Source organism: Frankia sp. CcCS3, from assembly GCF_977927575.1.
This window is the reverse complement of sequence record NZ_CDWRCL010000007.1, coordinates 12,613-37,632: the sequence shown is the minus strand read 5'-3', so window position 1 is coordinate 37,632 and position 25,020 is coordinate 12,613. Positions and strand designations below refer to the sequence as shown.

Below are 25,020 nucleotides of genomic sequence, written 5' to 3'. Positions count from 1 at the left end.
TTCTCGTCACTCTACCGTCACGTAAGTGTTGATACGCGACGGAGCGGCCATCAGGCCAAGGCGGCAGCCGGGGACGCGAGGAGCGTGCCGCGGTCCGTGGAGGTTGCGCGTCGATCGGGACCGGGACCGGGGAGGCGGTCACCCGGCAGCGGCACGCCCCACCGGGCATCGGCCGTCTCCTGCGCCGTCGAAGGCGCTGAAGCCGGGAAAACCACGCCGGGCCATCCGGACGAGCTACCTGCTTGGTAACAGTGGTCTGCCTAGACCATGCAATGTGGAAAACTTCCTCAAACAGGGCGCGTAACCGGACACGATCAGCCACGCCCGCCGAGCGGTAGCCCCGGAGGCAGGACCCCCTCATGCACCACCGCGCCATGCTCGGCCTGCTGGTCGGCCTCGTGATGACGACCGCTCCGGCCGGCGCCGTCGTCCCGCCGGCACGCGGCCGGGCCCGACCCGGCTCCGATCGCGCCCGCCCGAGGCTCGCAGTGGTACCACGCTGTCCTGGGACTCGCCCAGGCACACCGGATCAGCCAGGGCGCGGGCACGGTGGTGGCCGTCATCGACGGCGGGGTCGACGCCAGCCAGCCCAAGTTGTGGGGTCAGCTGCTTCCCGGTACCGGTATCGGTCCCGGGGCGGCGCGGGACGGTTGGCGCGACAATGATCCGAACGGGCACGGCACCGCCATGGCGGGCATCATCGCCGGTCGCAACGACAACGGCCGGCCCGAGGTCCGCGGCATCGCCCCGGCCGCCAAGATCCTGCCCGTCTCGACCGGCGCCGAGGCGAACTCGGAGAAGGTCGCGATCGGCATCCGCCGGGCGGTCGACCTGGGCGCCGACGTCATCAACCTTTCCCTGGGCTCGACGGGGGCGGCGACCCCGGACGAGGAGAAGGCGGTCGGCTACGCCCTCGCGCACGACGTGGTGGTGGTCGCCTCGGCGGGGAACGTCGAGTCCGGCGACACCGCGATCAACTCCCCCGCCAGCATCCCGGGAGTGGTCGCGGTGACCGGATCGACGGCCGCTGATGGTTTCTGGCGGGAATCGGCCCGCGGGCCGCGGGCCGTCATCGCCGCGCCGGCCCCCGGTATCCGGGCCCCCGTCCCGACCAGGGTCTCCCCGGACGGCCTGGACACCGGGGGCGGTACCTCGAACTCCGCGGCGATCGTCGCGGGCGTTGTCGCCCTCATCCGGGCCGCCCAGCCGGACCTGGACGCACCCAACGTCATCGAGCGGCTCGTCTACACCGCGCGGGATGCGGGCCCTCCTGGCCGCGACGATGAGTTCGGCTTCGGCATCGTCGACCCCGTCGCGGCGCTGACCCGGGCCGTGCCGGTGGTCAGGACCAATCCGCTGCTGTCGGAACCGACGCGCTGGGGGGTGGGCGGGCCCGCGCCGGCCGCCGGCCGCATCATGCCCGGCGGGCAGGCCCGGGGATCCGCCGACGACGCGACGACCCACGGGGACGACGCCACGCTCACGAGCACCGGTCAGATCGGCGCAGCCGGCCCGGGCTCGTCGGAACTCTCGCCACTGGCCTGGGCCGCCGGGCTCGGCATCGCGGCCTCGCTGGGCGTCCTGCTCGGGATCGTGACACATCTGCTGTACGCCTGGCAGCGCGCGGCGCGGGCGGGGCCCGGCCGCACGGGCAGCCGCGTCCGCCCGCACTCCCCTACCGGGTGATCTCGCCGTGACACGGTGGACCGGCGCGCCACTTTTACCATGGGCCCATGACACACGCGCTCCTGGACGAGCTGTCCTGGCGTGGACTCCTCCACGACAGCACCGATCCCGCCGAACTGCGGGAGCACCTCGACAGCGGACGGCGGCGCTGCTACATCGGCTTCGACCCGACGGCCCCCTCGCTGACGATCGGCAACCTGCTGCCGATGACCCTGCTGATCCGGGCCGCACGGGCGGGGATCGGCGCGGTCACCCTGTTCGGCGGTGGCACGGGTCTGATCGGCGACCCGTCGGGCAAGTCGGTGGAACGCAGCCTGCTCACCGCCCAGGAGGTACGGACAAACATGCTCGGACAACAGGAGATCATGGAATCCGTCTTCGCCCGGGCCTTGGACTCCGGCCAGCTCCCGCAGTTCGTCGACAACGCCGACTGGCTCGGCGGACTCGGGATGATCGAATTTTTGCGGGACGTCGGCAAGCACTTCCCCGTCACCGAGATGGTCCGCCGTGACTCGGTGCGCCGGCGGCTGGACGATCCCGATGTCGGCCTGACCTACACCGAGTTCAGCTACTCCCTGCTCCAGGCGTACGACTTCCGCCGCCTGTGCGAGGGCCACGGGGTCACCCTCCAGATGGGCGCCTCCGACCAGTGGGGCAACATCGTCGCCGGGATCGACTACGTGCGACGGGTGCTGCGCACCCAGGTACACGGGCTGACCTGCCCGCTGCTGCTGCGTTCGGACGGCACGAAGTTCGGCAAGTCGGAGAAGGGAGCGGTCTGGCTCTCGGCCGACCGCACCTCGCCCTACACCCTGTACCAGTTCGTGATCAATCTGTCTGACGACGAGGCACGCCGGTTCGCCCTGTTCTTCTCGCTCATCGACCGTGAGCCGCTGGAGCGGCTGTTCGCCGAGCACGCCGAGGCTCCGGGCAGGCGAGCGTTGCAGCGTCACCTGGCGCGGGAGATCACCGCACTGGTGCACGGCCAAGCCGCGGTCGACGCGGCCGAGGCGGCGTCGACAGCGTTGTTCAGCGGGGACGTGAAGGCGATCGGCGCGGATCTGCTCTCCGACATCTTCGCCGACGTGCCCACGGTCGAGGAGCCGGCCGCCCGGCTCGAGGAGGACGGCTGGCCGGTCGTCGATCTGCTGATCGCCGCCGGCCTCGCCAACAGCAAGCGGGATGCGCGCGAGCACCTGGGCAACCATGCGGTCCTGGTGAACGGGGAACGGGTCGGCGTGGAAGCCACCGTCGGGACCAAGGATCTGCTGCACGGCTCGGTCATCCTGGTCCGCCGCGGTCGCCGGGAATGGCGGGTAGCCCGCTTCACCTGAGCCCGGGACCACCGAGCCCGGGACCACCGAGTTCACTTCCCTGCCTGTCCAGAGGGACGAATCGGACAGCCAGCCCGCTGAACAGGCAGGGAACGAACGAGGGAACGGGCGCGGCTACTTGGCCGGCGGCCCGACCAGCAGGCCCTTGATATATGCGGCGTGCTCGTCAGCCACTGCCTTCCTGCCCCGGGCTCGAGAGAGCACCGTACGCCCGGCGTAGCCGGCGACGAGCATCGAGCGCATCACGTTCACCCGGGCCGGCGCATTGTGCTTACGTAGATAACGCACCATGGACGCACCGCGCATCTGCAGCATCCACGTCTTACCGGCCCCGGAACCTCCCGCCCCGTGGGGTACCAGCAGATCGGTGCGCAGCTTCTGCCGCAGCCCCGCCTCACGGATCGCCCGGCCGAGCGCCATGTCCTCGTTGTAGACGTAGAACGTCTCATCGAAGGCACCTAGTTCGAGGAAGGTGGACCGGCGGACCGCCATGCAGGCGCCGGTCAGCCACTCGGGGTTCATCGGGCGGCCCGGTGTCGGCCGGGCGAACAGCGCCGAGCTCGGCGCCACCTTGTGCGCTCCCAGCACGTGCAGCAGCACCCGGCGGGGCGTCGGCTCCCAGCCGCCGTTACCGAGCTCGGGCTTGTCGTCGTGCCCCTTCATGGTGGCCGCGCTGGTCACCAGTTCGGGATCGGCGATGAGGTCGTCGACCAGCGTGTCGATGACCTCCACGGTGGGCCGGCTGTCCGGGTTGCCGAGCACCACGTACTCGTAGCGCGACGAACGGATGCCCATGTTGGCGGCCTTCGCGAATCCCTTGCCGCCGCCGGAGTCAAGGTAACGGCTGTTGGGCCGGCCCGCGATCAGCTCGTCAACGCGGTCGACGCCCTCGGCGTTATCGATGATCACAACCGGCATGTCCAACGGAAGGGTCGCGAAGAGCTGCTCGAGCTGGCCACGGCTGTGAAAACTGACCAGTACCAGCTCGTACTGCCACCTGGACCAGTTGGGCTTCTCGACGGACATGGCGGCACGCTCCTCACTGCGTGTGCTGACGCGCACTCAGGTGGATGTCCACGCCTCGTGCGGTGTTGCGGTCCTGCGGTCCTGTACCACACGGTATTCCCGCCCCAGAGCGGGATGGTATTTCGATAGGCGTAGCCGGTGACGGGCCAAGGTGGGTTCTCCAGCCAAAGCCGGTTCCGGCCGGCGTCAGCGGCGTCAGTTGCCGGACTGGGTCAGTTGCCGGCCGGGGCCAGCTCGGTCGGCGGGCCGGGCGGCGTCGTCTGCCCCGGTGGCGGGACCGGCCCCGTGGGCGCCGGTGACGTCGCGGAGGCCACGGCCGGCCGCTCCGGCTTGGGCCAGACGGCGGGCCGGTCCCGGGCCACGAAGCGCCGCACCCCGCCGAGCGCGACGGCCTGGAGGAAGAAGACCTGCGCGACCAGGCGGGTCGGACCGGGCGGCGTGCGCCCGGTCAGCAGCGCCGCGGTGCTCACAGCGCCGACGGCGTTGCCCGCCAGGAACAGCCGGGCGATCCAGCTCCGGCGGGCGGCCGGGAGGGCGAGCCCCACCAGGACGACCTGCGCCAACGGGCCGAACGACGAGCGGACCAGCCGGTGGCCCCACAGTTGCGGGGTGACCGGCAGCGCGCCGGGCACCAGCGCCGCCCGGCGCCGCCAGAGCATGTCGAGGTTGCCAGCAACGATGCGGGTCCGCCGCTCCCACTCCGCCGAGTAGTCCGGGCTCGACGACTCGATCGAGTACGCCTCGGGTTCGTAGACGACCCGCAGCCCCCCTTCGAGGATGTCGAGAGCCAGCCAGGCATCGTCGACGGCCACGTCCGCGGGCAGGGGCCGAAACGCCTGGCGGCGGAAGGCCAGCATCTCGCCGACCACGCCGATGGTCGCGCCGGTCGCCGACTCGCGGCGCTTCAGCCAGGACTCGAACTTCCAGTAGAAGCCCTGGGCGCCGTCGGGATCGTCGACCTGCTTCTCCCCTGCCACCGCGCCGACCGTCTCGTCGGTGAAATGGCGGGCGGCTGCCCGCAGGGCACCGGGCGCGAGCACGGCGTTCGCATCGGTGAGCACCACGAGCTCGTGGGTGGCGGCGGCGACTCCCCGGTTGACCGCCCGCGCCTTGCCGAGGCGTTCCCCGGACGACAGCACCCGCACGCCGGGCCGGCGCGAGGCCTCGGCCGTCTCCGGATCGTCGGCCACGACGATGATCTCCATCGGCCCGGGATAGTCCGTGCCGGTGAGTTCATCCAGTTTCGCCCCGATCACCGCCGACTCGCGATAGGCGGAGACGACCACGCTCAATCCCGGCCAGATCTCAGGGTCCGGCGGTGCCGTCGACTCCAGGCCACGGCTGCGCAATCCGATATAGATCGGATACAAAACGTGACCGTAAACGGTTGTGGCTCCCAGCGCCGCGACGGCGGCACCTCGACCGATGGTCCGGACACCTGTCATAGCGGTTACCGTAGCGTTCCGCCGGTCAGCCACAACCAACGGCTCCGTCCTTTGCGGTACGGCGCCATTGACTCCATGACACGCCATGACGCCATGACGCCGCGCAGCCGTGGCACCCGCACCGCGCCAAAGTCGTCCCGCGGAATCGGATGGACCCCCCGGCGGACATGCGCGCACCTCGACCCCACCTTCACCTCACGACACTCTTGTCATCTACCTGCAACTGTCCGCGACACCCCGCACGAGTACCGAGCCCGCAGTCGTTACCCAACCCCACGGTCGTTACAGTTGTCCGGTGAGCGACTCCACGCGCTGGATCGTCGTTGTCGAGGAACCGTTTCTCCCAGCGGACGCGGGCGGACGGGTGGAGACCTTCAGCTTCCTCACCGCAGCCTCCGCGGCCGGCGTTCGGATGCAGGTCCTGGTGCCTTCCCGGGAGAACCTGGATATCGCCGCGTACGAGGAGGCCGTGCCGGGTTCGGCCGTCATCCGGCTGCCTCGTGACGACAGCCCACGGGCACACCTGACGGCCCGGCCATTCATGCACGCCTCCCGGCCGGTCGGCCCGTTGCGCCGCGCGCTGGAGTCGACGCCGCCACGAGCCGACGCCGTGATCAGTTACAGCTGCCGGACGTCGCATCTCGGCGAGGAGGTCGCCCGGATCTGGAAGCTGCCACATCTGGTGCGCGCGCACAACGTCGACTCGGAGTTCTTCCGGGTGCTGGCCCGCAACAGCTCGGGGCCGCGCACCGTCGCCTACGAGCTGGAGTATCACAAACTGCGACTGGCGGAGCTTTCGATGCACCACTCTCCGCTCATCACCTGCATCGCGGACATCTCGCTGGAAGACCACAACTGGCGGCGTACGCGGGCGAGCATCCCGACGTTCCACCTGCCGCCGTTCCTGCCTGTCGGTGCCCTCACCGCATCGACGGGCACCGAGCCGACCGGCACCGAGCCGACCGGGTCGGCCCCGCCGGGCCGGAAGCCGGCACCTCGGGACGGCGCCGGCAAGAAGCTGATCTTTGTTGGCTCGCTGGACACCCCGACCAACATCGAAGCCCTGCGCTGGTTCCTCGGCGGCTGCTGGCCGACGATCCGGGTCCGCCATCCCGACGCGACCTTCCAGGTGGTGGGGCGGTGTCCGGAGGAGGGCCTGGCGGCATGGCTCGATGGCTTCGAGGGCGTGGAGCTGCACACTGACGTGCCGAGCGTTGCCGGTTACCTCGCCACGGCCACCCTGTCGGTGAACCCGATGCGTTCGGGATCCGGCGTGAACATCAAGGCGATCGAGGCAATGGCGACGGGAACGCCAGTCGTGAGTACACCCACCGGCAGCCGCGGCCTCGGCTGGACGCCCGGTACCCACCTCCTCGTCGCCGAGGACGCGGGGGCCTTCGCCGACGCCGCCTGCGGCCTGCTGGAACAGCCCTGGAAGGCGGCCGAGATCGGAACAGCCGGCCGGGCCTACGTGCTACAGGAACTCGACCACGCGGCACTCATCGGTCGCATCCAGGAACATCTGACGCCAGCCTGAGTCCTTCCCGCCGGGCCACTCCCGCCGGGCCTCACCGGGCCGACGGAGGAGGGTGGTAGGCGGGAGACCGGTGGGCGGGAGACATATCAGAAGGTGAGCATCACCTTGCGGGCGTCGAACGCCTCCGCGTAGCGCGTCCCGCACTCGACGCCGCGCAGCCGCAGGGTTGCGCGGAAGGTCTCGTCGTCGAACCAGGCACGGTCCTGCTGGCTGCGGAAATGACGTTTGAGATGGTCGAGTTTTGCCCCGACCGTCTCCTCGGGGATCGGGACGTACAGGCTGGGGGACAGCCGGTCGGCCTCCCATTTCGGGATCTCGTAGCCGAGGATGAGCGCCCCGCGAAAGGCCTGCCACGCCAGCTCGCCGAGCACCCGGTGATCCTGGTGGGCATCCGCGAGCGCCGGGGCGAACACGATGTCCGGGGTGACCTGGCGGGCGATCTGCAGCAGGACCTCCTTGACCCCGCTCCACTCCCGAGGGAGGAAACCGTCCCGGACCTCGTGCAGGTGCAGCGAACCGAGCGAGGAGCCGAGCAGTTCACGCGCGCTCTCCTCCGCCTCCGAGCCGCGCTCGCCCTCGCTCGAGAAGACCACCCAGTGCACGGCGGCCTCCGGATGGGCGGCCAGCAACTGCATGATCGTGGCAGCGGCGCCGATCTCCACGTCGTCCGCGTGTGCCCCGAGGGCCACGACGCTGTACGCCCGACCATCGGCCGGCGGGCCCGCCGTCAACGCCAGCATCCGGCACTCCTCCGCGCTCGCCCGCCCTTTCTCTCCCCCTCATGCCAGTGCACGAAGCCTCCGCCCCCCGGTTTCCCGGCAACCGGCCATGCCGTTGACCTTTCGCATCCACACCAACACTTGAAGTACCCAAGCACCCGGAGTGCCCACCGGACCGGCAGAAACACGCGGTGTCCGTCGAGCGGTTCAGAGCAACGCGTGATAGCGGTTCTGCGCGGGCTCCAGACCGTCGGCGATGAGCATCTCGACCGAGTCGGCCGCGTGTTCGAGCAGGAGGGGCAGCTCACGGCGTTCGGTCGGGGTGAAGTCCCGCAGCACGAAGTCGGCCGGATCCATCCGGCCGGGCGGACGGCCGATGCCGACCCGGACCCGCAGGTAGTCCCGTGTCCCGAGCGCCGAGGAGATGGACCGCAGACCGTTGTGGCCGTTGTCCCCACCGCCGCGTTTGAGCCGCACAGCCCCGAAGGGGATGTCAAGCTCATCGTGCACCACGATGAGCCGGGAGACCTCGGCCTTGTAGAAGCTCCGGGCCGCCGCGACAGGATGGCCGGAGAGATTCATGAAGGAGAGCGGGCGGGCGAGGACCGCCCGCGCCCCGGCCAGGCGGGTCTCGGCGACATCGGCCCGGGAACGGTGCGACTTCAGCCGCGACCCGGTCCGCTCGGCGAGCAGGTCCACGACCATGAAGCCGGCGTTGTGCCGATTGCCGGCATAGGTCGGTCCGGGATTGCCGAGGCCGACGACGAGCCAGGGCCCATCGTCGGCCGGGATGGTTACCATCGGCAGACAACATCGGCGATGGAGCGGATCCGCTTAGACGGACGCGCTCGCGACGCCGGCCTCCTCCGCCACCGGAGTCTCGCCGAGCGAGGCCTCCTGCTGAGCGTTCGTCCGCTTGGCCAGGCACTGCACGACGACCAGGTCGGTGTCGGCGTCGAGCTCGGAGCCGGCCGGCAGCACCAGCTGGCGGGCGAAAATGCTCGTACCCGGCTCGAGCCCGGTGATGTCGACCTCGATCGGGCCGGGCAGCCGGGTGGCGTCGGCCTTCACCGCAATCGTGGTGACCTGCTGGTCGACCAGGGTGTCCGGGTGTGGTTCCCCGATCACCTGCACGGGGATATCGGCCACGACCTTCTCGCCCCGGGCTACGAGCACGAGGTCGATGTGCTCGAAGCTGCCCTTGATCGGGTGGCGCTGGACGTCCTTCGCGAGCGCGAGTTCGGTCCCCTCGGCCAGCTCGAGCGTCAACAGGACGTTCGTGCCGGCGTCGGTCTTGAAGGCGTGGAGTAGGTCGTGTGCAGGCAGCGCAATGTGACGCGGCGGCTTACCGTGACCATAGAGAACGGCCGGGACCTTGCCGGCCCGACGGGTGCGACGAGCCCCGCCCTTACCGAACTCGGTGCGCGGCTCCGCGGCGATGCGGACCTCGGACATGGCGGCGCTCATCCTTTCCTAAACTGGGGATCCGGCGCCGGAGGGCGGTGGAACCACCGCGGCGCGGTCCTTCACAGTACCGGACGCGCCACGGCAAGGGGGAAACGACCCCGTTCTGTCAAGACCCTTGGTGCGTCGCGGCCTTGGTCACCCTGCCCGGTCACGCCGGGCCGCACCTCAGCGCACCTGCGGCCGGATGGTGGCAGCGGGGCGGACCTCCACCTTGGCGGGTAGCCGCGGACGACCGACCGCGGTCCGGGCTCGATGGAGCACCGGGCCACGGATGTCGTCGAGCACACCGGCGACCCCCGGCCCCGGGACAACGGTGACCGCGATCTCCAGCACGGGTTCCCGCCGGCCACGCAGCACCGCCCGCACCGCCTCGACGCCCGCGATCCCGAACACGTCGTCCTCGACGGCGTCGGTCAGTGCCGCGGCGGACAGATGGACACCGCCGAGCGCATCATCCGTCACGTAGAGTCCACGGCGCCGCGCCGCCAGCGCCGTCTGCGCCCGAAGCCACCCGAGGGCGAGCAGGACGACCAGCCCGGAACCGATCCCCACGGCGAGCCAGAACCAGGTGTGGGAGGTCGGGTAGGAACGGGTGTCGGCATCGAGCACCGCCTCGTCGGCGACGCCGTCTCCGAACGCACCGGCCCCCACCAGCAACGCGAGAACACCGGCCGCGAGGCAGAGCAACCCGACTCCGACCAGGGCGACCCGGTTGAGGCGGTCGGGCGGTGGCTCGGACAGCCCGGCCGGCCCACCGCCGGGCTCCGTGGGTACCCCGCCACCCGCCGAGCGGCCCTCGGCGGTCTGCCCTCCCGCTGCCCGTGTCTCGGTCATGCCGCACCGCCACCGGTCCGTCCCGCCCCGTTGACGGTCCGGTCCGCGGCCGGTGGGGTCGCCTGGATGCGCAGCTCGAGCGGCTCAGCCAGTTCGAAGGAGGCAAGCAAGGAGGCCAGGACGGCACCCGCGCGCTCCCGCGCGCCACCGGCGGCACGCGGCCGAAGACGCAGGCGGACGTCGGCGGTCCGGTCACGGACCCGAACCCGGGCGGCCCGCACCCCGTCGACGGTCAGGGCGGCGGAGCTCAGCGCCCGCGCAAGCCCTCGCCGCTCGACGAAGACAATGGTCTGCGCGCAGCTGCGCCGCACGGTGAGTCGGGACGGCGTTCCGCGCCGCGCTCCGAGCCAGATCAGCAGCAGGCCGACCAGAACGCAGATCCCCGCGGCCAGTCGGACCGCCCCGGAGGACCAGGCCGTGCCCGCCAGGCCGTCCGCCCACGCCGGCCAGTCGACCACGGCGTAGCCCCTGCCACCGCCGGCCGCAGCCACGATCTCGATGACGGTGATGACCCCGGCGGCCGCGGTCAGCGCGGCGAGCAGTCCGGCAACGATCCTACGCCCCACCCGCACGGCACCCTCCCCTCACCGAGCCCAGCCTTGCCTGTTACCCGTGCTCTTGTTACCCGTGCTCTGAACGCGAACCGGCGGGACAGAAGATGGCCGCTACCCATCGGAGGACAGCGACGGGATCTCGATGTCCAGGTGTGCCACGCGCACACCCGTGAGCGCCGCGACCCGGTCCCGCACCTCACAACGGACCAGCTCGGCCGTCTCCGTGACCGGGATCGGGTAACGCACGGAGAACGACATCGTCAGCCGGGCGGTGGCTCCCTCCATCTTCGCCGAGACCCGTGGCCGCCCGGCACGCCCACGACGCCGCGCGCCGCCACGGCGCGGGAATCTGCGTGGCGGTCCGGTAACGCCGACAACGTCCGCCGCCGCCATGGCCGCGATCTTCTCGACAACCCGGTCCGCCACCCGCAGGGAACCGGCCCCTGACCGCCTACCCGCGGGACGGCCCGGTCGCACACGCTCCCTCTCGTTCACCGCCGCCCCCGACGCCGGTCACCGCCCACGTAACGGGTGATATCGAGATCACCATCCACCACCTTGCCGATAACCAGCCCTATCGCACCGAAGACCAGCACGATCAGAAACTCGCCGAAGCCCCCGAAGGCGAGGGCGAGTCCGGCGATCAGACCGATGATCAGGCCAAGCGCGCTCGATCGCATGTGGCTCTTCCCCTTTCCCAGCCCATCCAGCCCAGCCCATCCAGCCCGGCCCATCCAGCCCGGCCCATCCTGCGGCCGCGGTACCCGGTCCGCCCCTCTGGACCGGCAGATCGAGGGGCGTCCCGCGTGATCGTCACATGGAACCGGGCCCGGGGTGCGGTCCCGCGGACCCGGTGTCGCCTCAGCGCACCCGAGGACCACGGCCGGGGCCGAACCGCACCCAGCGGTACGACCATCACCGGCGCGCGGAGTCGGGACACCGGCGCGCGGAGTCGGGACACCGGCGCCCGCGACCGCGAACCCAGGCGAACAGGATGCCCGCGGCGGTGGGCCGATGATGGGTGGTGAGGCGGGCGCCCGGAACACCCAGCGCGTCCGGCCCAGCCGGCCCGTCCGGCGCGGATCGCAGGGCCCGCAGGCCGGCGGCGAACGCCTGTGGATCACCTCCCCGATCCGGGTGGTGCGTGCGGATGAACGCGCGGATCTCGGCCCTGCGTCGGGCGGCGTCGAGCTGGCGTCGGGATGACTCCTGCCGCCGATCGGAGGTCACGACGCCCCCATCTCCGCCACCCCCGCATCCGGCACCCCCGAACGGAGCGTCTCCGGACCGACCACCGCCGCGTCCGGCCCCTCCGGGCACGACAGGTCCGGATCCGGAATCGCCAGATCACGGATGACGACGTCGACCCGGGGACAGCCGGGTTCGGCCGCCAGCACCGCGGCGCGCACCCGGGCGGCGAGCTCACCGAGCCGTTCCCCGTACCGGCACACGATCTGCACCAGGATCCCGTCCGGCCGTACCCGTACCCCCTCCACCCGGCGGCCCGGAAGGTAGGTCGCGACCTCGGCCGCGGCACCCGCCCCGCCGTCCGGAACGCGGTGACGATCCTCGTGCCGGACCGGCGCGCCGATGAGCCGGACGACACCGGGACAGGACAGCACGGTCCGGGCCACGGCATCCGGATCCCAGGCGAACCCGCTCACCGGCCCGGCCGCCGTCGGGTTCGTACTCATTCGACCCGCCGCGGCTCTTCCGATTCCTCCTCGCCGATGTAGACGTCGTCGATCGCGATATTCACCTCGGTGACCTCCAAGCCCGTCATTCCCTCCACGGAGGTGACGACGTTGTGCCGGATCGAGTGGGACAGATCCACGATGGAGACCCCGTAGTCGCAGACGACGTCGAGGTCGATCGCGGCCTGCCGTTCCCCGACCTCCACCGCGACTCCCTGGGAGACGCTGGCCGACGCGCCGGGGATGCGGGCCCGGAACGAACCCATCGCGCGGGCCCCACCCGAGCCCAGGCTGTGTACCCCGGAGACCTCGCGTGCCGCGACACCGGCGATCTTGCGGACGACGGCGTCCGCGATCGACGTCCGGCCCCGGCCGGTCACCAGCTCGGTGGACGTCTTGCGCTCCGGCACGGTGGTGCGACGCGCACCACCTGCGTCCGAGGTCTTCGCCTCGGGCCCGGCCGCGCTGGTTGTGGTGGTCATGGTGCTCCTTCCTGGCCGGCATCGTCGGAGCGCCCAAAGCGGTGGAAGGGGTCAGGTCCGACCAGGAGCGGGACGTCGAGGGACGATCCGTCCGGGCGCTCTCCGGTGCGGTCGTTCACGATCAGGGATACCCGAATTCTCCGGTCGGACAACAACCCGTTCCCGTCGGCACAGCTACGATTACTGAACGGAAGCGCGCATCGTCCCCGCCGCGTCGCCGGGGGCCGATTCGCTGCGCCCCTCGCGATCCTTCGCGGGCGGACGCTCATCCGCTCCCGGCGCGGGCGGATAGGTTTGGGTGCCGGCCGCCACCGAAACGCCACGCCGCCCAGCGGGCGCGTGCGTCCGAGCGAAGGAGCATCCGCTGCCTCGATCCCACCCGGGTCCGCGCCGAAGCGCCGGAGCCGGCCCCGCTACCGTCACCGTGCGAGCCCCGGCCAAGGTCAACCTGCATCTCGGCGTCGGGCCGCTCCGACCGGACGGCTACCACGACGTCATCACAGTGCTGCAGGCCGTCTCGCTGTTCGACGACGTCTCGGCGACGTCGGTCGATCCCCCGCAGTTCCACGGCTCGGGGCTATCGACCACCGGCGACGGCGGCGGGGACGGCGGGGACGGCCGGTCCGGCGGGGACGTAGTCGTGACCGTCGAGGTGTCCGGGGAGGGCGCCGACCCGGCGTCGCTGGGTCCGGCGACGCCCACGCCGGAGGTCTCCATCGTCCCCACTGGCCGGGACAACATCGCCGTCCGGGCCGCTCACCTGGTTGCCGAGGCCGCGGGCATCACCTCGGAACGTGTTCATCTCACCCTGGCGAAGGGCATCCCCGTCGCCGCGGGGATGGCCGGGGGCAGCGCCGACGCGGCGGCGGCGCTCGTCGCCTGCGACGCGCTGTGGCAGACCGGACTGGACCGGGCGACCCTGACCCGGCTCGCCGCCCAGCTCGGCAGCGACGTCCCGTTCCCCCTGGCCGGCGGCACCGCACTCGGCACCGGGCGCGGCGAGCAGCTCACCGACGTCCTGGCGACGGGCGAGTACTACTGGGTGTTCGCGCTCGCCGACGGCGGCCTGTCCACCCCCGCGGTCTACAAGGAGTTCGACCGGCTGACCGAGGGCAAACTGCGGACCGGCCCGACCCCCGCCGACGACGTGCTCGCCGCGCTGCGCACCGGCGACCCCGGTCAGCTCGGGGCCGCCCTGGTCAACGACCTGCAGCCGGCGGCGCTGCGGCTTCGGCCGTCCCTGCGCCGCGTCCTGGAGGCGGGCCGGGAGCTGGGAGCCGTCGGGGCGATCGTGAGCGGCTCCGGTCCGACCTGCGCCTTCCTCGCGGCCGGAGCGCAGGAGAGCATCGCGCTCGCGGCAAGCCTCGCCGGGATGGGGGTCGCCCGCGCGGTACGCCGGGCCTCCGGGCCGGCGAGCGGCGCCAGGATGGTGGAGGGGGCAGGCGAAGCGCCGTGAGCGCCGTCCTGGTCAGCCTCGAGAACGTCGACGCCGCGTTCGGCACCCGGACGCTGCTCGACCGGGTGAGCCTGGGGATCGGCGCCGGGGAACGGATCGGGGTCGTCGGGCGCAACGGGGCCGGGAAGTCCACCCTGCTGCGGATCATCGCCGGCGAGGTGGCCCCGGACGCCGGCCGGGTCGTGCCCGCCGGTTCCACCCGGGTCGCCACCCTGGCGCAGGCCGACATGCTCCCCGCCGAGCGCACCGTGCGCGAGATTGTCGTGGGCACCGTCGCCGAGCACGAGTGGGCGGCGGATCCCCGGCAGCGGGGCATACTCGCCGGGCTCGGGCTGCTCGAACGGCTCGACGACCCGGTCGGGCCGATGTCGGGCGGGGAACACCGCCGGGTGGCGCTGGCCCGGCTCCTCGTCCAGGACACCGACCTGCTGATCCTGGACGAGCCGACGAACCACCTGGACGTCGAGGGGGTCGCCTGGCTCGCCCGGCATCTCGCCGGCTTCCGCGGTGGACTGCTCGTCGCGGCCCACGACCGCTGGTTCCTCGACGAGGTGTGCGGACGGGTCTGGGAAGTCGTGGACGGGCGCGTCGACGCGTACGAGGGCGGCTATTCCGCGTACGTGCTCGCACGGGCCGAACGCACCCGGCGGGCCGACGCCACCGAGGCCAGGCGCCAGAACCTGCTGCGTAAGGAACTCGCCTGGCTACGCCGCGGCCCGCCCGCCCGGACCAGTAAGCCGCGCTTCCGCATCGACGCGGCCAATGCGCTAATCGCCGACGAGCCACCGCCCCGGGACACCATGGCGCTGCGCAGCTTCGCGGCATCCCGGCTGGGCAAAGACGTCTACGACGCCGAGCATGTCACGGTCCGGATCGGGGACCGGACGTTGTTCGACGACGTCACCTGGCTGGTCGGACCGGGGGACCGGATCGGGCTGGTCGGTATCAACGGAGCCGGCAAGACCACCCTGCTGCGCGTGCTGCTGGGTGCGGTGACGCCGGACGCCGGCCGGGTCCGGGTGGGGGCCAGCGTGCGACCGGCTCTGCTGTCCCAGGAGATCGCCGAACTACCGGCGCCACTGCGGGCACTGGAGGCCGTCGAACAGGTCGGGCGGGTCCTGGAGGTCGAGAAAGGCCGGGAACGGACCGCCGGCCAGTTACTCGAGCAGTTCGGCCTCCCGTCGTCGCGGCAGTGGACGCGGGTCGGGGACCTCTCCGGCGGCGAACGCCGCCGGCTGCAGCTGCTGCGCCTGCTGATGGCCAGACCGAACGTGCTGCTCCTCGACGAGCCGACCAACGACCTCGACACCGACACCCTAACCGCGCTCGAGGACCTCCTCGACTCGTGGCCGGGCAGCCTGATCGTGGTCAGCCACGACCGCTATTTCCTCGAACGCACCTGCGACGTGACGCTGGCGCTGCTCGGCGACGGGCACCTGCGCATGCTGCCCGGCGGCATCGAGGAGTACCTCGCCCGGCGCGCGGCCGCCCGGGAGGAGGCCGCGGCCCGGGCACCGTCATCCCGGGGTTCGTCGGCCTCCGGCGGCGGAGCGGGCGGGCAGGCCACCGGCGGACAGGGCACCACCATCGCCGAAGCTGGGCGGACAGGTGGGCCGCCCGCCCTGTCCGGAAGCGAGCTGCGCGCCGCCCGCAAGGAGCTGACCCGGCTCGAGCGCGCCCTGGACCTGCTGAGCCGACGCGAGCAGGAGCTGCATCACGAGCTGGCCGAGGCCGCGACGGATCATGGGCGTCTGCTGACGCTGGACGCCGAGCTGCGCGCCGTCGTCGCGGACAAGGACAGCACCGAGGAGGCCTGGCTCACCCTCGCCGCCGAGATCGAGGGTGGCTGACAAGCCGCCGCCACCCGCCGCCCGGTCAGGCGGTAGCGCGTTTCGCCGCGAGACGCGCCGGGTCCGGCCAGCGGACGTCCCGCACCAGGTGGACGGTCTCCATCAGCTTGATCAGGTAGAAGCTGGTGTCGATTTGCCAGGGCCGCACCCCGTGCCGGGCCGAGGTCGGCTCGGCGTGATGCAGGTTATGCCAGGACTCGCCCATCGACAGCAGGGCCAGCGGCCACACGTTGGTCGACCGGTCCCGCGACCGGTAAGGACGCGAGCCGAGGACGTGGCAGATGCTGTTCACCGACCACGTGACGTGGTGCAGCAGCGCGATACGGACCAGCCCGGCCCAGAAGAACGCCTCCAGCGCCGCGGCGAACGAACCCCCCCACAGGCCGCCGATCATGGCGGGCAGCGCGAGGCTGGCGAACGCGCACAGCGCGAACGAGCGGCTGACCTTCATGATGTCGGGATCGTCGAGCAGGTCCGGGGCGAACCGACGCTGGTCGGTCTGCTCGACGTCGAACAGCCAACCCACGTGGGCGTGCCAGAGACCCTTGATCAGCGACCACGTCCCCGGACCGTAACGCCATGGCGAGTGCGGATCGCCCTCGGTGTCGCTGAAGGCGTGATGACGCCGGTGGTCGGCCACCCACCGGATGACCGGGCCCTCGATCGCCATGTTGCCGGCGACCGCCAGCGCGATCCGCACCGGCCTGGACGTCCGGAAGCCGCGGTGGGTGAAGTAACGGTGGAAGCCGATCGTCACGCCATGGCCGGTGATGCCGTAGAACACCACGGCGAGGACGACGTTCCGCCAGGAGATCCACCGCCCCCACATCGCCGGGATCGCGACCGCCAGGGCGACCAGCGGCACCACGATCGTCACCACCATCACGACCTGCTCGACGCGGGCCTTCGTCATCGAACGGAGCCGCGAGGCGTTGCCGCGGCTGTTCGCGGGATCAGCCCGGCGGGGAACCGGGCCCGTGGTGGGTTCGCGGTCGTCCCGCGGTGCCCGCTTGTCGCTCGGTGTCACCGTGTCGGTAGCGGTCATCGCCTCGTTCCGTCCGTCGCGGCTGGCCCACTGTGCCGGCGCTCCATCCGCCACGGTAGCCCGCCGACATGACAACGTCCCCCCGCCTCTACGTCCGCCACGCAAACAAACCATCGGTCGCCGACCCGGATCGATCGGCACCGCCGCGCACCACGGTCACCGGCAGGTCGATGACAAGCCGATGACGAATAGCGACATCTAATAAAATTTGATGTTATTAGATGACAGCCAGTGGCAGTCGGGCGACGAAGAGATGAACGGCAGCCAACCAAACCCGGTCCGGGACGCCCGCCCGCGCCGGCCGGCGGGCGGGGTAGCCGGCGGTGGCCCGGCTTTTACCATCCGAGCCACCCCACGATGGTAGAGTTGGCATGTTTTCTCGCGGTCCGCCGTAGTGTAATCGGCAGCACAGGAGATTTTGGTTCTCTTAGTCCACGTTCGAGTCGTGGCGGCGGAGCACTACCGGGCCCGGAGCTACCGGGCACCATCAGTAATACCATCGAAAAGAATATTCCGGAAGCACCGCCGCACCATCACCACGGCGGCAGACAGGCACACATCATTTCCCAATCCGGGGCCGGCGTGTTCCCGGGATGGCCGTGGCATCTGCCGGCGCCTTCCGGTCGACGGGTAGTGTGGGCGCCGTCGCCCCACCGCTGTCCAGGTCCGAAGACTCGGGAGATCGCGTGACATCATCACGTCCGGCGGCCGTCATCATCCTGGCAGCGGGCGAGGGCAAGCGTATGCGCTCGACGACACCGAAGGTGCTGCACCACATCGCCGGGCGCTCCCTTCTCCACCACGTGCTAAGCGCGGCCGGAGCCCTCGCGGCGGCGCGTACCGCGGTCGTCGTGGGCCACGGCCGCGAACAGGTCGCGGCGATGCTGGCGGAGCAGGCTCCCGAGGTCGTCCCGGTCGTCCAGGACCGCCAGCACGGCACGGGCCATGCCGTCCGGGTGGCCTTGGCGGCGCTCGGCGAGCTGGCGCCCAGCGGCACGGTGGTCGTGCTGCCCGGCGACACCCCGCTGTTGACCGGCGCGACGCTCACTGCCCTGGTGGCCCAGCACCATGCCCGGGCGGCCGCGGCAACGGTCCTGTCGGCCGTTGTCGACGACGCCATCGGTTACGGCCGGGTGGTGCGCGACGGCGACGGCGCGGTCCGGGCCATCGTCGAGCATCGCGACGCCGACGCCGCCACCGCGACGATCCGAGAGATCAACACCGGCGTGTACGCGTTCGCCGCGGGCCCACTCCAGACCGCACTCGCAGGGCTGACCAGGGACAATGCTCAAGGTGAGGAGTACCTCACCGACGTCGTCGGGCTGCTGGTCGCCGCCGGGCGGCCGGTGGCCGCGCGGGTCGTGGACGATCCCGGCGAAGCCGGTGGGGTGAACGACCGCGTCCAGCTCGCCGCCGCCGGACGGGTGCTGCGGGACCGGATTGTCGAGGTGGCGATGCGCGCCGGCACCACCGTCGTCGACCCGCAGACCACCTGGATCGACGCCGACGTCATCCTCGAACCGGACACGACGCTCGCCCCCAACACCTTCCTGCACGGCCGGACGCACGTCGCTCGCGGCGCCGTCATCGGCCCCGAGTGCACCCTGACGGACACGGCAGTGGGCGCGGGCGCGACCGTCCTGCGGACCACAGCCGAGCGGGCCGAGATCGGCGCCGGGGCCGTGGTCGGGCCTTACAGCCATCTCCGGTCGGGCACCCGGCTAGGCTGCGAAGGCAAGATCGGCTCCTTCGTCGAGACGAAGTCGGCCGATCTCGGGAACCAGACGAAGGTCCCGCACCTGGCGTATGTCGGCGACGCGGTGGTCGGCGAGCGCAGCAACATCGGATGCACGACGGTCTTCGTGAACTACGACGGGGTGGCCAAGCACCGCACGATGATCGGCTCGGACGTCCGGATCGGCAGTGATACCATGCTTGTTGCTCCGGTCACGGTCGGGGACGGGGCCTACACCGGCGCCGGATCCGTGATCCGGGAGGACGTTCCGCCGGGCGCGCTGGCGGTCCGGGAGGGGCGGCAACGGATCATCGAAGGCTGGGTCTCCCGCCGCCGTCCCGGCAGCCCGGCGGCACGAGCGGCCGCCGCGGCCGGCGTCCCGGCCCCCGGCGGTGCCGGAGATCCCGAGCGTCCCGATGAAATGCCACAACCGTCCGCGGCCGAGGCCGCCGTGCCGATCCCAGCTCATCAGGGTGACGTGGCGCACCGGAGTGAGTTGCCGCCTACCGGCAAGGGCGAGGCCGGCATCGCCGGTATTCCCGGCGCGGGGAGCAGAACGTAAAACCGGGAAGCAGAATGTAAAGAGACGTCCGTCCGAACCTTCTGGCCAGCGAGGGGATGCACACCGCCCGGTCTGCCCCGCCCGGGTCGGCGGCCCGGGGTCCGCGGGCGGCAGCCGGCGGGTATCGCCAGAGTCGCGGGCGGCGATCCGGGCACGTGGGTACCGTCCCGCCTGCGCCAACAGGGGCGGGACCGGGTAGGCCCAAGTGTTGAACCGTGCGGCCTCACGGCCGTTCCCCCGAACGGGTCACCCGCCCGGGGGCTGCCCACGCCAGCCCGACCACGCCAGCCCGACCACGCCGTCACGCCCGAGGAGTACGCGGTGGCCTACCAGACCGAGAACCGGCGCAATCTGATGCTCTTCGCGGGACGTTCGCACCCGGGCCTCGCGGCGGAGGTCGCGGCCGCGCTCGACGTCGAGCCCGTCCCCACCAATGCTTACGAGTTTGCCAGCGGCGAGATCTTCGTCCGCTTCTCCGAATCGGTTCGAGGCTGCGACGCCTTCGTGCTCCAGTGCCATTCGGCCCCGGTGAACACCTGGCTGATGGAACAGCTGATCATGGTGGACGCGCTGAAGCGGGCCAGCGCCAAACGGATCACCGTCGTCGCGCCCTTCTACCCCTATGCGCGCCAGGACAAGAAGCACCGTGGCCGGGAGCCGATCTCGGCCCGCCTCGTCGCCGATTTGTTCAAGACCGCCGGCGCGCACCGGCTCATGTCGGTCGACCTGCACACTGCCCAGATTCAGGGCTTCTTCGACGGGCCGGTGGACCATCTCTTCGCGTTGCCGCTGCTCACCAACTACATCGAGTCCAAGCTGGACACGTCCGAGGTGACCGTCGTCGCCCCCGACTCGGGCCGGGTCCGCGTGGCTGAGCGGTGGACCGACCGGCTCGGCTGCCCGCTGGCCATCATCCACAAGCGGCGTGACCCGGACGTTCCCAACCAGGTGAAGATGTTCGACGTGGTCGGCGAGGTGCACGGACGGACCTGCGTCATCGTCGACGACATGATCGACACTGCCGGCACGATCACGAAGGCCGCGGAGTCACTCAAGGAGCACGGCGCGGCGGGCGTCATCGCGGCGGCAACCCACGGTGTGCTGTCCGGCCCCGCCGCCGACCGGCTGAAGAACTCGGAGATCAGCGAGGTCGTCCTCACGAACACGCTGCCCCTGCCCAGCGAGGCTCGCATCGACAAGATCACCGAACTGTCCATCGCCCCGCTGCTGGCCGCGGCCATCAAGGCCGTGTTCGAGGACGGGTCGGTGACCGGCCTGTTCGGCGGAGACGCCTGACCGAGGCTCGGATCTCCCACCCCGCCACCGAGACAGGCGCAGGCAGGCGAACGGCCGCGAAGAACGACCTGGGGCGTCCCGGCGGCTGCCCCGCGTCCGTAGACTGCCCTGCCATGGCAGCGCAACAGCCGAAGGTGTCTCTCACCGGGATCAAGCCGACGGGCGAGCCGCACCTCGGCAACTACATCGGAGCGATCCGGCCGTCGCTGGAGCTCACCTCGACCTACGAGTCGATCTATTTCGTCGCCGACTATCACGCCCTGACATCCGTGCGTAGTCGCGAGGAGTTGGCGAGCTACACCCGCTCGGTGGCGGCCACGTGGCTCGTGCTCGGACTCGACCCGACGAGCACGATCTTCTACCGCCAGTCCGACGTCCCCGAGATCTTCGAGCTGGCCTGGGTGCTGTCCTGCGTCACCGGCAAGGGTCTGATGAACCGGGCCCACGCCTACAAGGCAGCCCGTGACCGCAACGCCGAGGCCGGCGTCCCCGATCTGGATGCCGGCATCAACATGGGCCTGTTCAACTATCCGATTCTGATGGCCGTCGACATTCTCATCATGAATGCCGACGTGGTCCCCGTCGGTCAGGACCAGTCGCAGCACGTGGAATACGCCGCCGACATCGCCGGCTCCTTCAACCATCTGTTCGGTGACGTGTTCAGCCTGAAGATCCCGGAGGTGGTCCTCCCGGCCGGGAGCTCGGCGAAGGTACTGCCCGGCATCGACGGCCGCAAGATGAGCAAGTCATACCGGAACACCATTCCCCTCTTCGCGCCGGAGAAGCAGCTACGGAAACTCGTCCGTGGGATCGTGGGCGACAGCACCCCGCTGGCGGACCCGAAGGACCCGGACAGTTCCGCGGCCTTCGTCCTGCTCGAGAACTTCGCGGCTCCCGAGGCAATCAAGGAGATGCGCAGCCGTCTGGAGCAGGGTGGCACTGGATGGGGTGAGGTGAAGAACGCCCTGTTCGAGACGCTCAACGACTGGCTGTCACCGCTGCGGGATCGCTACACCGAGCTCATCACCCCGGACAGCGAGCTGGACGACATCCTCGCGGCGGGTGCCGAGCGGGCCCGCGACCGGGCCCGGCCAGTGCTCGCCGGGGTCCGGCGCGCGATCGGGATTTCCCCGCTCTGACCTTCCCCGCTCTGGCCTCCCCCGCTGTTCCGCCCTCCCCCCGCCCGTTCCACCGGACGGGTCAGTCGGAACGGGCGGGTCAGTCGGAACGGGCGGCGCGGGCGGCGGCCAGCCGGCAGAAGGCCGCGACATCGAGGGTCTCGCCCCGGGCACCGGGATCGACCTCGGCGGCACGCGCCAGTTCCCCGGCGGCGGCGGGCGATCCGGCCCAGGGCGCCAGGGCCGTACGCAGGGTCTTGCGGCGCTGCGCGAACGCGGCATCGATCGCGGCGAAAACGTCCGCCCGCAGCCGCGCCGGACCGGGCAGGGGCCTGCGGGTGAAGGCCACCAGCCCTGAATCGACATTCGGCTGCGGCCAGAAGACCGGTCTGGGCACCGCGCCGGCCGGCCGGGCGTGCGCGTACCAGGCCAGCTTGACGCTAGGCGCCCCGTACACCCGGCTGCCCGGCGGCGCGGTGAGCCGGTCGGCGACCTCCGCCTGGACCATCACCAGCCCGCGGCGCAGCGAGGGCAGCCGTTCCAGCAGCCCGAGCAGCAGCGGCACCGCGATGTTGTAGGGCAGGTTCGCGGCGAGCACCCCGGGCGCAGCCACGTCGGCGGGCAGGTCGGCCGAGGTGGCCCGCAGACCGTCGGCGGCCACCACGCGCAACCGCTCGGCGACGTCGGCCGGCAGCCGGGCGGCCACGGTCACCGGCAGGACCGCGGCGAGGGGGCGATCCACCTCGACAGCGACGACGGCCTTCGCCGCCTCGACGAGCCCCAGGGTCATCGACCCGAGTCCTGGCCCGATCTCCAGCACCGTGTCGTCCGGGCCGACGCCGGCGAGCCGCACCAGCCGGCGGACGGTGTTCGCGTCGACGAGGAAGTTCTGCCCGCGCCGTTTCGTCGGCCGCAGGTCCAGCTCGTGCGCGAGGGCCCGAAGCTCAGCCGGCGAGAACAGCGCGTCGGTGTCTACCAGGGCCCGAACACCCGCTCCGCGTTTGCGGCGATGTGCGTGCCGAGCTCGGCGACGCCGACGCCGCGGGTCTCGGCCAGCACCCGCAGCGTCAGCGGAATGAGGTACGGGCCGCCGGGCCGGCCCCGCCAAGGGGTCGGGGTGAGGAACGGCGCGTCGGTCTCCACCAGGATGAGATCCGCCGGGGCGACGGCCGCCGCCTCCCGCAGATTGGCGGCATTGGAGAAGGTGACGTTACCGGCGAACGACATCACGTACCCGGCGTCCGCGCAGATCTTCGCCATCGCCGTGTCCCCGGAGAAGGCGTGGAAGACGACCTTCTCCGGGGCGCCCTCCTCGCCGAGGATGCGCAGCGTGTCGTCGTGGGCATCCCGGTCGTGGATCATCAGCGCCCGGCCGGTCTCCTTGGCGATCACGATGTGGCGCCGGAAGCTCTCCTGCTGCGCGGCATGCGCCTCGGGTGGGGTGCGGAAGTAGTCCAGGCCCGTCTCGCCGATCGCGCGCACGCGATCGGCGCGGGCCAGCTCGGCGATGGCGGCGAACGTCTCCTCGGTGACCCCGTGGGCCGCCTCGTTAGGATGGATCGCGACGGCGGCGTAGATCTCCGGATGCGCCGCGGCGACCTCGGCCTGCCATCTGCTGGTGGGCAGGTCGATGCCGACGGTGACGGCCCGCGTGACACCGACTGCCCGGGCCGCCGCGATCGCCGCCGGAACTTCGGTGCCCATCAGGTCGAGATGACAGTGGCTGTCGACCACGGCCACAGGAAGAGGGTCCGGCGGTGGCGGCGGATCACCCGACCGGCCAGAGTTTTGCGCCACCTCGCCCGCCCTCCCGTGCCCGCCCTTCGTTTCCTGAAGTCTGAAGTCTACGACCGCCGCCGAGTGTGCCAGACAACCCGGCATGGGACGCTAATCGGGTGAGCAAGCGCAAGGACCCCACGCGATGACGACACCGTTGACCGTTGCCCTGGTCACCCCGCTGACCGGTCCCGACGCCGCCCAGGGCCTCGCCGGGCTACGAGGGGTCACCCTGTGGGCGCGTGACGAACGCCTCCCACCGCCCTGGGACGAGGTGAGTCTCACCGCCTACGACGCGTATCCCGATCCGGCCGCCGCCATGCGCGCCGCGGTGGCCGCGGGACCCGACGCCCTGCTCGGACCCTACGGCCACCGGGCGGCACTCGCGGCCTGTGCTGCGACGGACCGGGTGGTCTTCAACACCGGCGCCCCGTCCACGCGCTTCGTCCGGCAGGCCTTCCCGAACGTCGTGAACATCGCCGCGGCCACCTCGACCTGGCCGCGCGGGGTCCTCGCCGCCGTGCGGGCGGCCGATCGACGGGCCCGCAAGGTCGTCCTGCTCGCCTCCGGGGACACCGCCGTCGAGATCACATCGGTAACGAAGGCCGCCGCGGTAGCGCAGTCGTTCGAGGTGGCTTCGCACGTCTTCCCCCCGGGCAAGGCCGCCCTCACCGCGACCCGGCTGCCCCCGGGCGACATCCTCATCGTCCACGCCGGCCCGGACGACGAGCTGGCGGCGGCGAACATCCTGCTGCGCCGGCCGTGGCGGGCGGCCGCCTTCTCCACGGCCGTCAGCGCGCAGGCCACCGCGAGCCTGGGCGACCTGCGCGAGCAGCTGCTGGCGCCGGGCAGCTGGATGCCCGAGAGCACCCAGCCGACCGCGACCGGTCCGACCGCGCGGGAGTTCACCGCCGACTTCACCGCCCTGCACGGCGTCGCGCCGACCGAAACGGCGGCCTGGGCCTACGTCACCGGGCTGATCCTGGGACGGGCCATTCGCTACTGCGGAGGCGTGCAGGACACCTCCGTGCTCGCCGCCGCCCGGGGCATCGACACGACCACGTTGCTCGGTCGCTTCCGGCTGGACGAGGCGACGGGGCTCCAGGTCGGCCACCAGATCCCGATCGTGCAGTGGCAGGCCGGTGCCTCCCGGACGGTCTGGCCCCGTGAGTCGGCGCGGGCACCATTCGCCCATCCCCGGCTGTTCACCAGCCGCCCGGGGACGGCGTCGCGGACTTCGCCGGGGACGGGCACGTTTTCGATCAGCCCTCCCACGCCGACGGCCGGATCGGAGACGACGCCCCCGACCACGCAGCCCCGGACCGCGCAGCCTCGGACCGCGCAGCCTCGGACGCCTCCGGCCTCGCGCACACTCCCCACCACGTGAGTGGGCCTCCGCCGCCG

24 protein-coding genes and 1 tRNA gene are annotated in these 25,020 nt (G+C 71.4%); 10 read left to right on the top strand and 15 right to left on the bottom strand.

Annotated elements, in window-relative coordinates; genetic code table 11:
• The first annotated feature begins 552 nt into the window (after window positions 1-552).
• Window positions 553-1,686, top strand: coding sequence for a S8 family serine peptidase (locus tag AC08OQ_RS01560; RefSeq protein WP_476600773.1), 1,134 nt, complete (start codon window positions 553-555; stop codon window positions 1,684-1,686).
• Between the two features lie 47 nt (window positions 1,687-1,733).
• Window positions 1,734-3,020, top strand: a complete 1,287-nt coding sequence (tyrS, locus tag AC08OQ_RS01555; protein ID WP_476600775.1) for a tyrosine--tRNA ligase — start codon at window positions 1,734-1,736, stop codon at window positions 3,018-3,020.
• Between the two features lie 114 nt (window positions 3,021-3,134).
• Here the strand turns inward: tyrS and AC08OQ_RS01550 are convergent, their stop codons facing one another.
• Together AC08OQ_RS01550 and AC08OQ_RS01545 are read right to left on the bottom strand one after the other, a co-directional pair.
• A complete protein-coding gene (locus AC08OQ_RS01550; protein WP_462186381.1) occupies window positions 3,135-4,046 on the bottom strand; it encodes a glycosyltransferase family 2 protein in 912 nt (303 codons plus the stop codon).
• A 212-nt stretch (window positions 4,047-4,258) separates the two neighbouring features.
• Window positions 4,259-5,491 carry a glycosyltransferase family 2 protein gene (locus tag AC08OQ_RS01545; RefSeq protein ID WP_476600777.1) on the bottom strand — a complete coding sequence of 411 codons (1,233 nt, stop codon included), beginning with the start codon at window positions 5,489-5,491 and terminating at the stop codon, window positions 4,259-4,261.
• A gap of 295 nt (window positions 5,492-5,786) precedes the next feature.
• Between AC08OQ_RS01545 and AC08OQ_RS01540 the strand changes: the two genes are divergently transcribed.
• On the top strand, window positions 5,787-7,028 hold the full coding sequence (locus tag AC08OQ_RS01540; protein ID WP_476600779.1) for a glycosyltransferase: 1,242 nt from the start codon (window positions 5,787-5,789) through the stop codon (window positions 7,026-7,028).
• Window positions 7,029-7,114: 86 nt separating this feature from the next.
• On the opposite strand, the gene AC08OQ_RS01535 is transcribed toward AC08OQ_RS01540, so the two are convergent.
• The 10 genes from AC08OQ_RS01535 to AC08OQ_RS01490 form a co-directional block, all read right to left on the bottom strand.
• Window positions 7,115-7,768, bottom strand: coding sequence for a PIG-L deacetylase family protein (locus AC08OQ_RS01535; RefSeq protein ID WP_476593129.1), 654 nt, complete (start codon window positions 7,766-7,768; stop codon window positions 7,115-7,117).
• A gap of 186 nt (window positions 7,769-7,954) precedes the next feature.
• The gene (gene pth / locus AC08OQ_RS01530) at window positions 7,955-8,548 is read right to left on the bottom strand and encodes an aminoacyl-tRNA hydrolase (RefSeq protein WP_462203374.1); all 594 of its coding nucleotides are present in this window, start codon (window positions 8,546-8,548) and stop codon (window positions 7,955-7,957) included.
• A gap of 33 nt (window positions 8,549-8,581) precedes the next feature.
• Entirely contained in the window at window positions 8,582-9,202 is a 621-nt protein-coding gene (locus tag AC08OQ_RS01525) for a 50S ribosomal protein L25/general stress protein Ctc (RefSeq protein ID WP_462186375.1), read from the bottom strand.
• A 177-nt stretch (window positions 9,203-9,379) separates the two neighbouring features.
• Window positions 9,380-10,048, bottom strand: coding sequence for an Asp23/Gls24 family envelope stress response protein (locus AC08OQ_RS01520; RefSeq protein ID WP_462186374.1), 669 nt, complete (start codon window positions 10,046-10,048; stop codon window positions 9,380-9,382).
• Window positions 10,045-10,614, bottom strand: a complete 570-nt coding sequence (locus tag AC08OQ_RS01515; RefSeq protein WP_462186373.1) for a DUF6286 domain-containing protein — start codon at window positions 10,612-10,614, stop codon at window positions 10,045-10,047. Before AC08OQ_RS01515 ends, AC08OQ_RS01520 begins: the two co-directional genes overlap by 4 nt.
• A 99-nt stretch (window positions 10,615-10,713) precedes the next feature.
• The gene (locus AC08OQ_RS01510; RefSeq protein ID WP_476593133.1) at window positions 10,714-11,028 is read right to left on the bottom strand and encodes an Asp23/Gls24 family envelope stress response protein; all 315 of its coding nucleotides are present in this window, start codon (window positions 11,026-11,028) and stop codon (window positions 10,714-10,716) included.
• A gap of 65 nt (window positions 11,029-11,093) precedes the next feature.
• Window positions 11,094-11,282 (bottom strand): DUF2273 domain-containing protein, encoded by a 189-nt coding sequence (locus AC08OQ_RS01505; RefSeq protein ID WP_462186371.1) that lies wholly within the window; start codon window positions 11,280-11,282, stop codon window positions 11,094-11,096.
• 235 nt (window positions 11,283-11,517) lie between these two features.
• On the bottom strand, window positions 11,518-11,832 hold the full coding sequence (locus AC08OQ_RS01500) for a GTP-binding protein (protein ID WP_476599609.1): 315 nt from the start codon (window positions 11,830-11,832) through the stop codon (window positions 11,518-11,520).
• Window positions 11,829-12,296: a hypothetical protein gene (locus AC08OQ_RS01495; RefSeq protein ID WP_476593135.1), complete on the bottom strand. Its 468-nt coding sequence runs from the start codon at window positions 12,294-12,296 to the stop codon at window positions 11,829-11,831. Before AC08OQ_RS01495 ends, AC08OQ_RS01500 begins: the two co-directional genes overlap by 4 nt.
• Complete coding sequence (locus AC08OQ_RS01490) at window positions 12,293-12,778, bottom strand: Asp23/Gls24 family envelope stress response protein (protein WP_476599608.1); 486 nt, start codon at window positions 12,776-12,778, stop codon at window positions 12,293-12,295. The genes AC08OQ_RS01495 and AC08OQ_RS01490 overlap by 4 nt, the downstream gene beginning before the upstream one ends.
• A 424-nt stretch (window positions 12,779-13,202) precedes the next feature.
• On the opposite strand from AC08OQ_RS01490, the gene AC08OQ_RS01485 reads away from it, so the two are divergent.
• Window positions 13,203-14,234 carry a 4-(cytidine 5'-diphospho)-2-C-methyl-D-erythritol kinase gene (locus tag AC08OQ_RS01485; protein WP_462186368.1) on the top strand — a complete coding sequence of 344 codons (1,032 nt, stop codon included), beginning with the start codon at window positions 13,203-13,205 and terminating at the stop codon, window positions 14,232-14,234.
• Window positions 14,231-16,084: an ABC-F family ATP-binding cassette domain-containing protein gene (locus tag AC08OQ_RS01480; protein WP_476599605.1), complete on the top strand. Its 1,854-nt coding sequence runs from the start codon at window positions 14,231-14,233 to the stop codon at window positions 16,082-16,084. The genes AC08OQ_RS01485 and AC08OQ_RS01480 overlap by 4 nt, the downstream gene beginning before the upstream one ends.
• A 25-nt stretch (window positions 16,085-16,109) precedes the next feature.
• Here the strand turns inward: AC08OQ_RS01480 and AC08OQ_RS01475 are convergent, their stop codons facing one another.
• Complete coding sequence (locus tag AC08OQ_RS01475) at window positions 16,110-17,129, bottom strand: acyl-CoA desaturase (RefSeq protein ID WP_476599604.1); 1,020 nt, start codon at window positions 17,127-17,129, stop codon at window positions 16,110-16,112.
• A 385-nt stretch (window positions 17,130-17,514) separates the two neighbouring features.
• Here AC08OQ_RS01475 and AC08OQ_RS01470 point away from each other — a divergent pair.
• The 4 genes from AC08OQ_RS01470 to AC08OQ_RS01455 all read left to right on the top strand — a co-directional run bounded on the left by AC08OQ_RS01470 (window position 17,515) and on the right by AC08OQ_RS01455 (window position 21,861).
• Window positions 17,515-17,586: transfer RNA gene (locus AC08OQ_RS01470), tRNA-Gln, on the top strand.
• A gap of 229 nt (window positions 17,587-17,815) precedes the next feature.
• A complete protein-coding gene (glmU, locus tag AC08OQ_RS01465; protein ID WP_476599602.1) occupies window positions 17,816-19,426 on the top strand; it encodes a bifunctional UDP-N-acetylglucosamine diphosphorylase/glucosamine-1-phosphate N-acetyltransferase GlmU in 1,611 nt (536 codons plus the stop codon).
• Window positions 19,427-19,747: 321 nt separating this feature from the next.
• Window positions 19,748-20,722, top strand: coding sequence for a ribose-phosphate diphosphokinase (locus AC08OQ_RS01460; RefSeq protein WP_462186364.1), 975 nt, complete (start codon window positions 19,748-19,750; stop codon window positions 20,720-20,722).
• Between the two features lie 113 nt (window positions 20,723-20,835).
• Complete coding sequence (locus AC08OQ_RS01455; RefSeq protein WP_476599600.1) at window positions 20,836-21,861, top strand: tryptophan--tRNA ligase; 1,026 nt, start codon at window positions 20,836-20,838, stop codon at window positions 21,859-21,861.
• Between the two features lie 79 nt (window positions 21,862-21,940).
• On the opposite strand, the gene rsmA is transcribed toward AC08OQ_RS01455, so the two are convergent.
• Window positions 21,941-22,756, bottom strand: a complete 816-nt coding sequence (gene rsmA, locus AC08OQ_RS01450) for a 16S rRNA (adenine(1518)-N(6)/adenine(1519)-N(6))-dimethyltransferase RsmA (protein ID WP_462202722.1) — start codon at window positions 22,754-22,756, stop codon at window positions 21,941-21,943.
• 56 nt (window positions 22,757-22,812) lie between these two features.
• Window positions 22,813-23,637, bottom strand: a complete 825-nt coding sequence (locus AC08OQ_RS01445; RefSeq protein ID WP_476599598.1) for a TatD family hydrolase — start codon at window positions 23,635-23,637, stop codon at window positions 22,813-22,815.
• Window positions 23,638-23,761: 124 nt separating this feature from the next.
• Here AC08OQ_RS01445 and AC08OQ_RS01440 point away from each other — a divergent pair, with 124 nt between their 5' ends.
• Window positions 23,762-25,003 (top strand): type 1 periplasmic-binding domain-containing protein, encoded by a 1,242-nt coding sequence (locus tag AC08OQ_RS01440; RefSeq protein ID WP_476599596.1) that lies wholly within the window; start codon window positions 23,762-23,764, stop codon window positions 25,001-25,003.
• Window positions 25,004-25,020 lie beyond the last annotated feature (17 nt).

Bases quoted from the DNA above. Each gene is read 5' to 3' on its own strand.
- AC08OQ_RS01455 (WP_476599600.1), top strand. From the start codon at position 20,836: ATGGCAGCGCAACAGCCGAAGGTGTCTCTCACCGGGATCAAGCCGACG.
- AC08OQ_RS01535 (WP_476593129.1), bottom strand. From the start codon at position 7,768: ATGCTGGCGTTGACGGCGGGCCCGCCGGCCGATGGTCGGGCGTACAGC.
- AC08OQ_RS01440 (WP_476599596.1), top strand. From the start codon at position 23,762: ATGACGACACCGTTGACCGTTGCCCTGGTCACCCCGCTGACCGGTCCC.
- AC08OQ_RS01550 (WP_462186381.1), bottom strand. From the start codon at position 4,046: ATGTCCGTCGAGAAGCCCAACTGGTCCAGGTGGCAGTACGAGCTGGTA.
- AC08OQ_RS01545 (WP_476600777.1), bottom strand. From the start codon at position 5,491: ATGACAGGTGTCCGGACCATCGGTCGAGGTGCCGCCGTCGCGGCGCTG.
- pth (WP_462203374.1), bottom strand. From the start codon at position 8,548: ATGGTAACCATCCCGGCCGACGATGGGCCCTGGCTCGTCGTCGGCCTC.
- AC08OQ_RS01525 (WP_462186375.1), bottom strand. From the start codon at position 9,202: ATGTCCGAGGTCCGCATCGCCGCGGAGCCGCGCACCGAGTTCGGTAAG.
- tyrS (WP_476600775.1), top strand. From the start codon at position 1,734: ATGACACACGCGCTCCTGGACGAGCTGTCCTGGCGTGGACTCCTCCAC.
- AC08OQ_RS01505 (WP_462186371.1), bottom strand. From the start codon at position 11,282: ATGCGATCGAGCGCGCTTGGCCTGATCATCGGTCTGATCGCCGGACTC.
- AC08OQ_RS01475 (WP_476599604.1), bottom strand. From the start codon at position 17,129: ATGACCGCTACCGACACGGTGACACCGAGCGACAAGCGGGCACCGCGG.
- AC08OQ_RS01495 (WP_476593135.1), bottom strand. From the start codon at position 12,296: ATGAGTACGAACCCGACGGCGGCCGGGCCGGTGAGCGGGTTCGCCTGG.
- AC08OQ_RS01520 (WP_462186374.1), bottom strand. From the start codon at position 10,048: ATGACCGAGACACGGGCAGCGGGAGGGCAGACCGCCGAGGGCCGCTCG.
- AC08OQ_RS01490 (WP_476599608.1), bottom strand. From the start codon at position 12,778: ATGACCACCACAACCAGCGCGGCCGGGCCCGAGGCGAAGACCTCGGAC.